This is a genomic window from Asaia astilbis JCM 15831 (assembly GCF_000613845.1).
In the GTDB taxonomy this organism is placed as follows: Bacteria; Pseudomonadota; Alphaproteobacteria; order Acetobacterales; family Acetobacteraceae; genus Asaia; species Asaia astilbis.
Genome location: NZ_BAJT01000003.1, coordinates 154,608 through 167,438 on the forward strand (window position 1 = coordinate 154,608; position 12,831 = coordinate 167,438).

Genomic DNA, 12,831 nt, shown 5'->3' on the forward strand with positions numbered 1-12,831 from the left:
CTCATCTTGGCCACGTACAATTCAGTACAGGTTACCCGAACTGTATGGCACAGAGTGTCCATACAGTTGCGAGGTGGAAATGCGTCAGAGAACTCGTACGGAAACTGTTATGGTCTCGATACGTGAGCGGATTGCGTCGGGGCATGTCGCGTCTGGAGAGCGCTTGCCTTCTATTCGCCGTCTGGCAACGCAATATGGGTTCTCTCCATCGACGATCGCCGAAGCCTATGAACGGCTCGTCGCCGAAGGTCTTCTTTCTGCGCGGCCGGGTTCGGGTTATTTCGCGCAGGGTAAAGCCCGAATGGAAGTCCCCGCCACACCCAGACGGGCATGCGAGATCGATCCTTTTTGGGTGTCGCGTCAGGCGCTTGAAGCCGATCCGGCGGTGATGCAACCTGGCTGCGGCTGGTTGCCGCCTGACTGGATGCCGCAGGATGCGCTGCGCCAGGCGTTGCGGGTGATGTCCCGAAGTGACGCGACTGCGTTGAGTGGGTATGGCCCGACAAAGGGGTCGCCTGAATTGAGAGTGCATCTGTCGCGGCGTTGGGCAGACGAGCAATTCCATATCTCGCCCGATCAGATCTTACTGACGGGTTCAGGTACGCAGGCTGTCGACCTTGTCTGTCGGTCACTGCTCCGGCCGGGAGACACGGTGCTCGTCGATGACCCGTGTTATTTCAACTTCATGGCATTGCTGGAGGTGCATAAGCTCAAGGTCATCGGGGTGCCCTGTCTCGCAGACGGGCCCGACCTGACTGTCTTTGACGAACTTCTGCGGAAGGAGACGCCACGGCTCTATATCACCAACTCCGGACTACAGAACCCGGTCGGTAGCAGCCTGAGCCCGCTGAAAGCACATCGCCTGCTTGGCCTCGCGCAAGCCTGTGATCTGACAATCATCGAAGATGATATTTTCGCCGATTTGGCGCCCAGACCATTTGCGAGCCTGGCGCCGCTCGATGGTCTCGAGCGTGTCGTCCGTGTCGGATCATTTTCAAAAACACTCTCCGCGTCCCTCAGATGCGGGTACGTCGCAGCACAGCCGAGCCTGATCGACACGATCGCCGATCTTCAGATCGCGACAGGCTTTGCAGGCATCAGTCCTGTGACAGCCGGTGTTGTGCTGCATGTGTTGAAAGGTGGGTCGTATCGACGGCATCTCGAGAAGCTGCATCGTCGTCTGGCGAAGGCGCGCAAAGACGTCGTAGGGCGACTGGATGCGCTGGGGATAAGACCACTGGTTACTCCCACGGGCGGCTTTACGCTCTGGTGCTCCATGCCGCAGGAATGTGATGTCACCGTACTTGCCCGGTTGGCGCTCGAAGAAGGGATGCTGCTGGCCCCGGGGGCGGTGTTCAGCATCTCGGGAAAGGCAGATGGGCTGATGCGGTTCAATGTGGCTGCCATGACCGATCCGCTGATCATGGAGCACTTCATCGATTTGCTGAGACGCGTGCAGTCCCGTCACGAACCTGAAGTCAGGGCAGGTGACGGGGGAGGGAATTCCGCCTAGCTGTATTGCCGGTAAAGGCCGATCAGCACGCCCTGAATCTTGACCCGGTTTCGCGGGAAGATCTGCGTTTCATATGCCGCGTTGGCGGGCTCCAGAGCAATCGACTGGGATTTCTGACGCAGGCGTTTCAGGGTGACTTCTTGATCATCGACCAGCGCTACGACGATCTGGCCGTTTTCTGCGGTCTCGCCTTGTCGGATGATGACGGTATCCCCATCGAGGATACCCGCCTCAATCATGGAATCCCCAGAGACGTGCAGCGCATAATGCTGACCCTTGGTCAGTTGCCCAGCGGGGACGTCGATTTGTTCACCTTGATCTCGGAATGCTTCGATGGGCAGTCCTGCAGCAATACGGCCATAGAGGGGGACGCCGACAACAGGCGTTTGCGCGGTCGTGTCAGACGCAGGAGTGGCTCTCTCCTGACTATGCGCGAGACGGGGGAAGCCGGCGTTTTCCGGGACAAGAGACGGCGCGGGTGTCACCGGCGTCGTCTCGGTAATCGGTAGGCGAACAATTTCCAGAGCACGGGCGCGGTGATGATGCCGCCGGAGAAAGCCTCGTTCCTCAAGCGCAGAAATCAGTCGGTGGATGCCTGATTTGGAGCGAAGGTCGAGCGCCTCCTTCATCTCGTCAAAAGAGGGAGAAAACCCGGTCCGCTTCAGATAAGAGTCGATGTAAAGCAGAAGCTGATGTTGCTTGCGTGTGAGCATGGGTTTCCTCTCTCCGTGGCCGGGGTTATCTGGAACCTTGGCGGCCCGGAATCACTATGTTCTTATAAAGTTCTTGCTTCGATCTCTTCAAGATTTTTTCCCCAGAACGTCAAAATTAATCCACTGAATCATCAGAAACACTTGACCTGCGCGCCTAATGCCCGCATTTATGCGCCCAGCTTGAAAACGCTGCCGTTCATGTCGCGCGCAGCGACAGATCAGTTTGCGAGGACCCAATGGCTAAGACCAATGTCATCCAGATCCGTCTCGTCTCGACCGCGGATACCGGATATTTCTATGTTACCAAGAAGAACGCCCGTTCTGCGACAGGCAAGATGGAAGTGCGCAAGTACGACCCAGTCGTCCGCAAGCACGTTGCGTTCCGTGAAGCCAAGATCAAGTAAGATCGGCTTCAACGATTAGAAAAAGCGGCCCTTAGTGGCCGCTTTTTTATGTCTACTGCCTGAGGCGCGTTCGAAAGTCACAACCCAGCGGGTGTAACTTTCGAAGACGTAGCCTGAAGGTCGAAGTTGATTATTTAGTAAAGCTTCTCATGCGGGCCGTACGGAATGACCGTATCGCCTTCACGCGCCAGATTGAGCATGGCTCTCGACCGTTCATCGAGCATATCGGCGTCAAGGGCGCGTTCGTTCAGGCTGGTAATGCGACGCTTCCAGACGATTTGCTCGGCTTCGGCGTCTTTTTGCGCCTGCACGGCCTGACTCATGAGGGTGAGTTGCTGGTGATAGGCTTTCATTCCGTGATCGCCCTGAAGGGCGTTCCATCCGAAATAGCCAGTCAGCGCCAGAAAGAGGGCCGGTGGGACAACAGCGCGCACCGCACGGCGGATAACTCGAAAAAACTGCACGGGAACTCCATGAACGCAAGCATGCGCTATTAAAGCGATGCTAACCCCATAAAAGTTTCCTTAACAATAACGTGAAAGGCCGGAGACAAGAAAAACTTGTCTCCGGGGTTGATTTTATGCGCGCGGCAGGATCGAGCGGCCAGCATAACGGGCCGCCGTGGCAAGCTCATTCTCGATACGGATGAGCTGGTTGTACTTAGCTGTACGGTCCGAACGCGAGAGCGAGCCGGTTTTGATCTGGCCGCAATTCGTAGCGACTGCCAGATCGGCGATGATCGAATCTTCGGTTTCACCCGAACGATGGCTCATGACGCATTTATAGCCGGCACGATGGGCGGTTTCCATGGCGCGGAGCGTTTCCGTCAGCGTGCCGATCTGGTTAACCTTGACCAGAAGCGCATTGGCGGTGTTGCTCTCGATACCGCGCACGAGACGCTCGGTGTTCGTCACAAACAGATCATCGCCGACGAGTTGCAGCTTGTGGCCCAGCTTCGCGGTCAGATCTGCCAGCCCTGCCAGTCATCTTCTGCCAGACCGTCTTCGATCGAGACAATGGGGTAACGCGCAGCGAGATCGGCAAGATAGTCGATCATCCCTGCGGAATCGAGGTCGCGCCCTTCGCCGTCCATTTTGTAGCGGCCGTCGCGATAGAATTCGGTGGCAGCACAATCGAGTGCAAAGGTGACGTCTTCACCGAGGCGGTAGCCCGCACCTTCGACAGACTTGGAGATGAAACCCAGAGCTTCATCAGCCGATTTCAGGCCGGGTGCGAAGCCGCCTTCGTCACCGACATTGGTGTTGTGACCGGCGGCGGCGAGGTTCTTCTTCAGATGAGCGAAGATCTCCGAACCCATGCGGACGGCATCCATGATCGTCGGCGCGCCGACCGGCTGAATCATGAATTCCTGGATGTCGATGGGGTTATCGGCATGCTGGCCGCCATTGACGATGTTCATCATCGGCACGGGCAAGGTGTGGGCGAAGACGCCGCCAACATAGCGATACAGAGGCACATCGAATTCGATCGCCGTCGCCTTGGCTGTGGCGAGCGAGACGGCGAGGATGGAGTTGGCTCCGAGGCGCGCCTTGTTTGGGGTGCCGTCCAGCTCGATCATCGCTTCGTCGATCGCGATCTGGTCCGACGATTCGGCGCCCTGCAGGGCATCGAGGATTTCACCTTCGGCGAAGGAGGCTGCCTTGAGGACGCCCTTACCACCATAACGGGATTTGTCACCGTCACGCAGTTCGACGGCTTCGTGCGCGCCGGTCGAGGCGCCTGACGGGACGGCTGCGCGGCCTTTGGCGCCTGAGGACAGTTCGACCTCGACTTCGACAGTCGGGTTGCCGCGGCTATCCAGAATCTCGCGGGCAATGATATCAATAATGGCGCTCATTTGGGGGCTCCCTGTTTGAACGTTCGAACTTCGGGCATCACAAGGCGTCGAGACACCGACGCTGTCAACTGGCGTATTGTGAAATGAGGATGGATATTCCGTGAGACCCCTGACACCGCTTGCCATTTTTCTTGGGATTGCCGGTTTGGTACCCTTTATAGGCCTCGCTATGGCTGCTCTTTTCTGGGGGAGCATCGGGCCAATCACGCATATCGGCGTCGCCATGCTTGTCTATGGCGGCTGCATTCTGTCCTTCCTTGGCGCTGTCCATTGGGGACTGGCGCTGGAGCAGCCTGCCATCGTTCCCGCCCAGGCATGGGCGCGCTCAACCGTCGGCGTCTGGTCCTCGGTGTGATCCCCGCGCTCTGGAGCTGGATCGCGGTTTATGCGGGCGTGGTCTGGGCACCGCGTGGAGGCATATTGATGGAAATGATCGGCTTCGCGCTCGTGCTCCTTGTCGAGCGTGCAGCCTATCGAAAAGGGGCGTTGCCGGCTGGATATTTTCCGTTTCGCGCCCTGTTGACCGTTATCGTCGTTCTGAGTCTGGCGGCATGCCTGAGCGCGCCGCTCCAGCCTTACACGATCTGAAAAACAGGCTCGCAGATCACCGGAAAATTGACCGAGCGTGCAATGAAGCAATGGGCGTGAGCCTGTTCATGAAGTGCTTCGGCTCTGGAGAGTGAGCTGCCACTGGCGAGGGTGATGAGGGGGCGCAAAACCGCGCTCTCGAATTCGCCATCGCCTTGCGGCGATTCAAGCATGACAGCTTCGGCATTGTCTTCATACGCTGTCACGACGATGCCAGCGCCAGCACAAAGCCCGAGATACCAAAGCTTGTGACAGGCGCTGAGGGAGGCGAGCAGCAATTCGCCAGGGTTCCAGCCCGTCGGATCGCCGTGAAAGCTCGGATCGGCAGAACCGTGGATGACTGGCTTGCCCTCGGCAGCAATATCATGATTGCGCCCGTAGACATGCCAGGAGCGTGTTCCTAGCCCGTGATTGCCTGTCCACTCAGTACGGACAGAATAGACGTGACGCTTAGACCCCATCGGTTTTTGCGAGCTTATCGAAAGCCTGAAGCGTTTTGAGCAGATCGCGCATTTGCGTTAGAGGCACCATATTCGGCCCATCGCTGGGCGCGCGATCCGGGTCCTCATGCGTCTCGATAAAGAGAGCCGCAACACCGATGGCGATGGCAGCGCGCGCGAGGGGGGGGACGAATTCGCGCTGTCCGCCTGAAGCGCCACCGAGACCGCCGGGCTGCTGCACCGAATGGGTAGCGTCGAAGAGACCGGATAGCCGGTGGCTGCCATGATCGGCAGGCCGCGCATGTCGCTGACAAGGGTGTTGTATCCAAAGCTCGTCCCCCGGTCGCAGAGCATGATCTGCTCATTGCCCGTGGACGCGATCTTGGCGGCGACATTGGCCATGTCCCAAGGAGCCAGAAACTGTCCCTTTTTGACATTGATCGCGCGACCTGTTTCGCCTGCGGCAAGAAGAAGATCTGTCTGACGGCAGAGAAAAGCCGGGATCTGCAGGACATCCACGGCCTCGGCTGCCGGCTTGCACTGCTCGGCGCTGTGCACGTCCGTCAGAACGGGGCAGCCGAATTCCTCACGGATGCCCGCGAGAATATCGAGGCCCTCAGCAAGCCCAATGCCGCGCTCTGCCTTGAGCGAGGTACGGTTGGCCTTGTCGAAGGAGCTTTTGTAGATCCACCCGATTCCGAGCGCGGTGCAGATCTCGGAGAGGCCAGCGGCCATCTCACGCGCGTGAGCGCGGGATTCGATCTGGCAGGGGCCGGCAATCAACGTGAAGCTCTGGCGATTGCCGATGGTGAGAGAGCCGAGACGGATATCGGTCATGCGAGGCGCGCTTTCTTGACAGCGGCCTCGATAAAGCCGGCGAAGAGCGGATGCGGTGCGAACGGCTTGGACATGTATTCAGGATGATACTGCACGCCGATGAACCAGGGATGGTCCGGATATTCCACCACTTCCGGCAGTACGTCATCAGGTGACATTCCCGAAAAGACGAGCCCTGTCGCCTCGAGTTTCTGGCGGTAATGCACGTTGACCTCGTAGCGGTGGCGATGGCGCTCCCGCACTTCAGTCGTGCCGTAGGTTTCGGCAGCACGTGAGCCTGGCTTGAGCTTGGCCGGGTAGGCGCCCAGACGCATCGTACCACCCATTTCGCCGTGCTCGCGGCGGCGCAGCATCTCGTTGCCGCGAGCCCACTCGGTCATGAGCCCGACCAGAGGTTCATCCGTAGGGCCGAATTCCGTCGAGGAGGCTTCTGCAAGCCCAGCGAGGGAGCGGGCGCACTCAATGACGGCCATCTGCATGCCAAAGCAGATCCCAAGGAAGGGAACGCCGTTCTCGCGTGCATAGCGGACGGCTTCGATCTTGCCTTCGGAGCCACGTTCGCCAAAGCCGCCAGGCACCAGAATGCCATCGACGCGACCGAGGACGGAGAGCGATTCCGGGTTCTTCTCGAAGGTTTCGGATTCAACCCATTCGAGTCGCACTTTGACACGATTGGCGATGCCGCCATGAAGCAGGGCTTCGATGAGTGATTTATAGCTGTCGAGAAGTGCCGTGTATTTGCCCACAACGGCAATGCGGACTTCGCCATCGGGGTGACGCAGCGTCTCGACGATCTTGATCCAGCGGCTCAGATCGGGTTCGCCGTCGATCGGAAGACCGAAATAGCGCAGAACCTCATTGTCCATGCCTTCCCGATGATAGGAGATCGGGCAGGCATAGATCGTATCGACATCCAGAGCGGCGATGACCGCTTCCGGCCTGACATTGCAGAAGCTTGCTATCTTGCGGCGTTCGTTGGTCGGGATTTCCCGATCCGAGCGGCAGATAAGCATCTGCGGCTGGATGCCGACATTCTGCAGTTCCTTGACGGAATGCTGGGTAGGTTTTGTCTTCAGTTCGCCAGCAGCCGGGATGTACGGAAGCAGGGTGAGGTGCACGCACATTGTGTCGGCATGGCCGAGATCGTTGCGGAGCTGGCGGATCGACTCAAGGAAAGGAAGGCTCTCGATGTCGCCGACTGTGCCGCCGATTTCCACCAGAACGAAATCATAGCCATCCGTGCCTGCGACAACGGCTTCCTTGATTGCGTCTGTGATGTGCGGAATAACCTGAACGGTCGCGCCGAGATAATCGCCACGACGTTCCCTGGCGATCACGTCAGAGTAGATACGTCCTGTCGTAGCGTTATCTGCCTTGCGGGCATGAACCCCTGTGAAACGTTCGTAATGACCGAGATCGAGATCAGTCTCGGCTCCGTCATCGGTAACGAACACTTCGCCATGCTGATAGGGGCTCATGGTCCCCGGATCGACATTGAGATAGGGATCCAGCTTGCGCATGCGGACTTTGTAGCCGCGCGCCTGGAGGAGAGCCGCAAGGGCAGCAGACGCTATGCCCTTGCCGAGAGAAGAAACCACGCCGCCGGTGATGAATACGAACCGAGTCATGGACGGCTCTCCTACACCGGTTCGCGCTCTGAGGGAACGAGAAGAATGCCGTCAGAAGGGTTCTGACGGCATAATTTTTGAGTTTGTGACCTTACTGCTTCGCTGGCGTCGCCGGTACCTGCTGGGGCGAGGTCGGTGCGGCCGGGGCAGGGGTCGTCTGTGAAGACGATGCCGGGGCGGGCTGGGCAAGAATGTCGCTGCCAGAATGGGTCGAGGCGCCACGGTTCAGCACGGCAAGAAGCAGGCAAAGAATCATGAACACGCCAGCGAGGATGGATGTCGAGCGTGTCAGGAGATTGGCCGTGCCGCGCCCGGTCATGAAGGACCCCATGCCCTGGCTGCTTCCGATGCCGAGGCCACCACCTTCACTGCGCTGAATGAGAATGACGCCGATCAGGGCTATGGTCACGAAGAAGTTGAGAACGAGCAGCAGCGTGGTCATGTCCGGCTTTCAGGTAATCACGATAAAAATGCCGTCAGGAAGTCAGCGAAAGACCAGCCTTTGCGATGCCGAGAAACGATCCGGCAGACAAGCTGGCCCCGCCGACGAGCACGCCCCCCACACCGGGAACAGCGAGGATGGACGCGGCATCTTCGGGCTTGACTGAGCCGCCATACAGGACCCGGTCGATTTGTCATCCGTTTCCAGATGGCGGTGCAGAACCTCATGCAGGAAGGAGAGGCGCGACTGAATGTCTTCGCGCGTGGCGGCCTTGCCTGTGCCGATCGCCCAGATCGGCTCATACGCAACGACACCGTTGAAGTCGGGGGGGAGGCACTCGGTGATCTGCTCGGTCAGCCACGTCTCCGCCACACCGTCTTCCTGTTGCTGCGCGGTTTCGCCCACGCAGACGACCGGGCATAGTCCGTGCTCGCAAGCAGCGCGAACTTTGCGTCTCACGAGCTCATTTGTCTCATGGTGATGTTCGCGTCGTTCGGAATGCCCCAGGATGACATGGGTTACCCCAAGATCCGCAAGCATGGGTGCGGCAATATCGCCCGTGAAGGCCCCCTCGGACTCTGCATGACAATCCTGAGCACCCAGGCCGATGTCGTGAGCGCGCAAAAGAGATGCCAAAGCGCCGATGAGCGTGAAGGGCGGGGCGATTATAATCTCGCGTTCAGCCACAATCGGGGCAATTGCGCCGGCAATCCCGGTGGCAAGATCATTCCCTTGTTCGTGCAGCCCATGCATTTTCCAGTTGCCTATGATCATCTGGCGCATCGTGCTCTCTCCATCCCGGGCGATCAGCCTGCTTAGCGCAGGTCTTCGGGACCGGAACAGACCATTTCTCAACAAAATACATCATCTTCTTGTCAGCTGTGTCACATCTGATGTGACACAGCCTCACACAAGGCGGGGCGTTTTGGGCGCCGTCTGGTCAAGGAGAGTGTCTGGCAGTATGGTCCTGCGCTTCAATCCTTGGCGAATTGCGGATCTGTAGCGCGTATGATTTCGACTTTGCGGCATCTTGTTGTCGATTCCTGGATCGGGCGTCTCATCGCTCTCCTCATTTTTCTCGCTTTTGTGGGGTGGGGCGTCGGTGACGTGGTCGGGAGCTATAATGGCTCGCAGGCCGACACGGTCGTCACCATCGGCTCACGTCGGATCACGGCTTCTGACCTCGATCGTGGCATTCGCAATCGTTTCCCTGCCGCTGCGCAGCAGATGGGCGTGAGTGATCCGTCCCAGCTGCCCCCCAATGTGCGTCGCGAAGTTGCGCAGGGTGTTCTGCAAAGTCTTCTGGCCCAGAACGAAGCGCTGGCTCTTGCTGATCGCAACGGAATGAAGGTTCCGGATGCTCTGGTTCGCAAGGAAGTCTTCAGCTATCGCGCTTTTCAGGGAACGGATGGACGCTTCGACCGCAAGCTCTTCGACGAACGGCTGAAAAAACTCGGCCTTCAGGAACGCACCCTGCTTGAATCGGTGCGAGACGATATCGGCGCTCGCGGCCTGCTCGACGGACTTGGAAAAACGATGGTCGTGCCAAATTCCGTTCTCGATCAGCTGCTGGCTTTCAATACGCGTCAGTACAAAACTGATCTGCTGCGTCTCGACAGTGGCAGCATGGCCGTCCCGGCCGCGGCTGAAGAAGCCCAGTTGCGCCGCTATTACGACAATCATTCCTCGCAGTACCGTTCGGCCGAGTATCGCCATGCGAAGATCATTCTGCTGTCGGTTGACAGTGTTGCGCACAGCCTGACCGTGCCGGATGAGCAGCTCAAGCGCTACTATGAGTTCGAGAATGCTAAATATAATGTCCCGGAAACGCGCGATATCGAAGTTCTGACTCTCCCGAACCGCGTTGCGGCTGAGGCGATTGTCACGGCCTGGAAAGCCAATTCCGATTGGGCCAGCATCCAGAAAGCAGACCCCTCGGCGGCCTCTGTTTCGTTCCCCCATGCCCGACAAGCTGATATTCCCAGCCCGGAGCTGGCTAAGGCAGCTTTCTCGGCTCCGGAGAACGCGGTGCAGGGGCCAATTGAGAGCCCGACGGGCTGGATCGTCTTCAGGGTGGCGGCCATTGCCGCCCCGCATAAGACCGATTTCGAGCACGCCAAAGCCGAGATTCGTGACGAAATCGCCCGGTCGCAAGCGCCGCAACTCTTTGCGCAGCGTTTCGCCAGCCTTCAGGATGCGATTGCCGGCAGTGCTGACCTTGAGCAAATCCCGACCGATCTGGGCGCTGTGCCGGCTCAGGGATCGCTCGATGAGCAGGGCCTGACCAAGGACGGCGAAATGGCGCCCCTGCCGGGCGATGAGGCCACACGCAAGGCCATCATCGCGCGTGTGTTCGAACAGAAGAAGGGCGACAAGCCTCTCTGGTGAACGGGCCGCAGGGAAGTGCCTTTGCCGTGGTCGTCGATCAGATCGAGCCCGGTCATGTGAAGCCTTACGAGGTCGTGCGCGAACAGGTTGGCCATGACTGGCTCAAGGCGCAGCAGCTTCACATGGCTGATGAACGTGCGACCACGATCATGCTGGCGGCGCGTCGTTCAGGCGGACTCGAGAAGGCTGTCGCGGGCACGACTGACGCAGCTGCAATGCAGAAAGATCTGCCTCTCTCCAGAATGCAGAATGCGGGTCTGCCTGCGGCTCTTCTGTCCGCGGTGTTTGCGACAGCTCCCGGCAAGACCGGAATGCTTGCTGTCGGCGATACGCTCTATGTCTTTACGGTGACCGGCACACAGGCTGCGTCTGCCAAAAGCACGAAGGCGCTTCGTGCCTCGATGCAGAACCAGCTGCAGGAGACGGTTCAGTCCGACGTGCCGACGGTCTTCGTTCATAGTCTCGAAAACCAGATCAAGCCTGTTCCGAACATGCCTGTCCTGCAGCAGGTTCTGAATGCGGCGGCAGGGCAGCCATGACGACACGCTTCGTCTACAGCATCGAGGCCGCCGACCTTCTGACGCCGGTTTCAGCCTTCATGAAGCTTTCTTCTCTCGTTCCCGAGCATGAGAAGGGTCGCCCCTATCGTCTCCTCTTCGAGAGTGTCGAGGGGGGCGCGACACGGGGGCGTTATTCCGTCATCGCCCTTTTGCCTGATCTGGTATGGCGCTGCGCTCACGGTGTGGCCTCGATCAATCATGCGCCTTTTGAGTCTGGTTCACAGTTCGAGGAAGTCGCCGAGAAGCCTCTGCACTCGCTGCGGGCTCTGATCGAGACAAGTCGGGCCGCGCTGCCCGAGGGGCTGCCGACGATGATCGGTGGTGTCTTCGGCTATCTCGGTTATGACATGGTCCGCCAGATGGAGGTCCTGCCAGACGCGCCGCCGGATGATCTGCATCTCCCCGATGGCGTCATGATGCGTCCAAGCCTGTTTGCCGTATTCGACTCGGTCAGAGACGAGCTCTATCTAGCTGTGCCTGTACGCGAAAACGGTATGACGGAAGAAGCTGCTCAGCTGCTGCTGGAGCGCGCTCGCAAAGCGCTTGTCTCTGCACCTCTCGAGCTGCCCGCGTCGCTGCCGCAAGGGACGCAGCTTGCTGCCCCTGTTTCGACGTTCACCCCGGATGCCTTCATGGATCGGGTCAGGAAGGCGCAGGATTATATCGCTGCGGGCGACGCCTTTCAGATCGTCCCAAGTCAGCGTTTCGAGACCGCGTTCCCGCTGCCGCCTCTGGCGCTTTATCGCTCCTTGCGCCGTGTCAATCCTGCCCCGTTCTTGTTTCTGGTCGAAATGGACGGGTTCTCGCTGGTTGGATCGTCCCCCGAAATTCTTGTCCGACTGCGCGATGGCGCGGTGACCGTGCGACCTCTTGCAGGCACTCGTCCGAGAGGCGCGGATCGTGATGAGGATGAACGCCTTGAGGCCGAGCTGCTGGCCGATCAGAAGGAGCGTGCCGAGCATCTGATGCTGATCGATCTCGGTCGCAACGATGTCGGGCGCGTTGCCCAGACAGGATCCGTGACTGTGCCCGCTTCCTTCGTGGTCGAGCGTTACAGCCACGTGATGCATATCTCTTCGACAGTGCAGGGGCTCATTCAGCCGCAGTACGATGCTTTGGATGCTCTGTCCGCTGCCTTTCCGGCAGGAACGCTGACAGGCGCGCCGAAAATTCGGGCGATGGAAATCATCGATGAGCTGGAAGTGACCCGTCGCGGCCCATATTCCGGCTGCATAGGTTACATTGGCGCCGATGGCGATATGGATACCTGCATCGGGCTGCGTATGGCGATCCTGCACAAGGACCGTATGTATGTGCAGGCTGGATGTGGCGTTGTGGCTGACAGTGACCCTGTCAGTGAGGAGATGGAGACGCGGCACAAATCGCGCGCCATTTTCCGTGCCGCCGAACTCGCCGTGCAGCAGGCCAGTGACTGTGGCGGAGTGTAATCGAATTTGACG

At 59.0% G+C, this 12,831-nt stretch carries 13 protein-coding genes and 3 pseudogenes; 7 read left to right on the forward strand and 9 right to left on the reverse strand.

All coding sequences use genetic code 11. The annotated features are described in order from the left end of the window. Nucleotides 1-109: 109 nt before the first annotated feature. Nucleotides 110-1,513, forward strand: coding sequence for an aminotransferase-like domain-containing protein (locus JCM15831_RS03400; protein ID WP_084490532.1), 1,404 nt, complete (start codon nucleotides 110-112; stop codon nucleotides 1,511-1,513). Here the strand turns inward: JCM15831_RS03400 and lexA are convergent. Beyond that, a complete protein-coding gene (gene lexA / locus JCM15831_RS03405; RefSeq protein WP_025822719.1) occupies nucleotides 1,510-2,226 on the reverse strand; it encodes a transcriptional repressor LexA in 717 nt (238 codons plus the stop codon). The two genes, JCM15831_RS03400 and lexA, sit on opposite strands and share 4 nt — an antisense overlap. Before the next feature lie 236 nt (nucleotides 2,227-2,462). Between lexA and rpmG the strand changes: the two genes are divergently transcribed. Next, on the forward strand, nucleotides 2,463-2,630 hold the full coding sequence (rpmG, locus tag JCM15831_RS03410) for a 50S ribosomal protein L33 (protein ID WP_023977387.1): 168 nt from the start codon (nucleotides 2,463-2,465) through the stop codon (nucleotides 2,628-2,630). A 134-nt stretch (nucleotides 2,631-2,764) separates the two neighbouring features. On the opposite strand, the gene JCM15831_RS03415 is transcribed toward rpmG, so the two are convergent. Both JCM15831_RS03415 and eno read right to left on the reverse strand, forming a co-directional pair. Next, nucleotides 2,765-3,094 carry an FtsB family cell division protein gene (locus tag JCM15831_RS03415; RefSeq protein ID WP_025822725.1) on the reverse strand — a complete coding sequence of 110 codons (330 nt, stop codon included), beginning with the start codon at nucleotides 3,092-3,094 and terminating at the stop codon, nucleotides 2,765-2,767. Nucleotides 3,095-3,208: 114 nt separating this feature from the next. After that, a pseudogene (gene eno, locus JCM15831_RS16355) lies at nucleotides 3,209-4,488 on the reverse strand (phosphopyruvate hydratase). Between the two features lie 100 nt (nucleotides 4,489-4,588). Between eno and JCM15831_RS23240 the strand changes: the two are divergent. Both JCM15831_RS23240 and JCM15831_RS19920 read left to right on the forward strand, forming a co-directional pair. After that, nucleotides 4,589-4,843 (forward strand): DUF3429 domain-containing protein, encoded by a 255-nt coding sequence (locus JCM15831_RS23240; protein ID WP_051528278.1) that lies wholly within the window; start codon nucleotides 4,589-4,591, stop codon nucleotides 4,841-4,843. Further along, complete coding sequence (locus tag JCM15831_RS19920; protein WP_084490533.1) at nucleotides 4,804-5,076, forward strand: DUF3429 domain-containing protein; 273 nt, start codon at nucleotides 4,804-4,806, stop codon at nucleotides 5,074-5,076. The genes JCM15831_RS23240 and JCM15831_RS19920 overlap by 40 nt, the downstream gene beginning before the upstream one ends. On the opposite strand, the gene JCM15831_RS03430 is transcribed toward JCM15831_RS19920, so the two are convergent. From JCM15831_RS03430 to tpiA, 6 genes and pseudogenes are all read right to left on the reverse strand, one after another. Beyond that, nucleotides 5,064-5,537: an OsmC family protein gene (locus tag JCM15831_RS03430; protein WP_025822727.1), complete on the reverse strand. Its 474-nt coding sequence runs from the start codon at nucleotides 5,535-5,537 to the stop codon at nucleotides 5,064-5,066. The two genes, JCM15831_RS19920 and JCM15831_RS03430, sit on opposite strands and share 13 nt — an antisense overlap. Continuing rightward, nucleotides 5,527-6,353: pseudogene (gene kdsA, locus JCM15831_RS16365) on the reverse strand (3-deoxy-8-phosphooctulonate synthase). The gene JCM15831_RS03430 and the pseudogene kdsA overlap by 11 nt, the downstream one beginning before the upstream one ends. Further along, nucleotides 6,350-7,981: a CTP synthase gene (locus JCM15831_RS03440; RefSeq protein WP_025822729.1), complete on the reverse strand. Its 1,632-nt coding sequence runs from the start codon at nucleotides 7,979-7,981 to the stop codon at nucleotides 6,350-6,352. Before JCM15831_RS03440 ends, kdsA begins: the two are co-directional and overlap by 4 nt. Nucleotides 7,982-8,072: 91 nt before the next feature. Further along, the gene (secG, locus tag JCM15831_RS03445; RefSeq protein WP_025822731.1) at nucleotides 8,073-8,423 is read right to left on the reverse strand and encodes a preprotein translocase subunit SecG; all 351 of its coding nucleotides are present in this window, start codon (nucleotides 8,421-8,423) and stop codon (nucleotides 8,073-8,075) included. A gap of 34 nt (nucleotides 8,424-8,457) precedes the next feature. Continuing rightward, the gene (locus tag JCM15831_RS23245; RefSeq protein WP_306301817.1) at nucleotides 8,458-8,613 is read right to left on the reverse strand and encodes a triose-phosphate isomerase; all 156 of its coding nucleotides are present in this window, start codon (nucleotides 8,611-8,613) and stop codon (nucleotides 8,458-8,460) included. 65 nt (nucleotides 8,614-8,678) lie between these two features. Further along, nucleotides 8,679-9,206 (reverse strand): annotated as a pseudogene (tpiA, locus tag JCM15831_RS16370) (triose-phosphate isomerase); the annotation flags it as partial. A gap of 225 nt (nucleotides 9,207-9,431) precedes the next feature. Between tpiA and JCM15831_RS16375 the strand changes: the two are divergent. From JCM15831_RS16375 to trpE, 3 genes are read left to right on the forward strand one after another with little or no spacing between them, the layout of a single operon-like run. Beyond that, complete coding sequence (locus tag JCM15831_RS16375) at nucleotides 9,432-10,811, forward strand: peptidylprolyl isomerase (protein WP_051528280.1); 1,380 nt, start codon at nucleotides 9,432-9,434, stop codon at nucleotides 10,809-10,811. Next, a complete protein-coding gene (locus tag JCM15831_RS19925; RefSeq protein ID WP_051528281.1) occupies nucleotides 10,808-11,350 on the forward strand; it encodes a hypothetical protein in 543 nt (180 codons plus the stop codon). The genes JCM15831_RS16375 and JCM15831_RS19925 overlap by 4 nt, the downstream gene beginning before the upstream one ends. Continuing rightward, nucleotides 11,347-12,819, forward strand: coding sequence for an anthranilate synthase component I (gene trpE, locus JCM15831_RS03460; RefSeq protein ID WP_025822733.1), 1,473 nt, complete (start codon nucleotides 11,347-11,349; stop codon nucleotides 12,817-12,819). Before JCM15831_RS19925 ends, trpE begins: the two co-directional genes overlap by 4 nt. Nucleotides 12,820-12,831 lie beyond the last annotated feature (12 nt).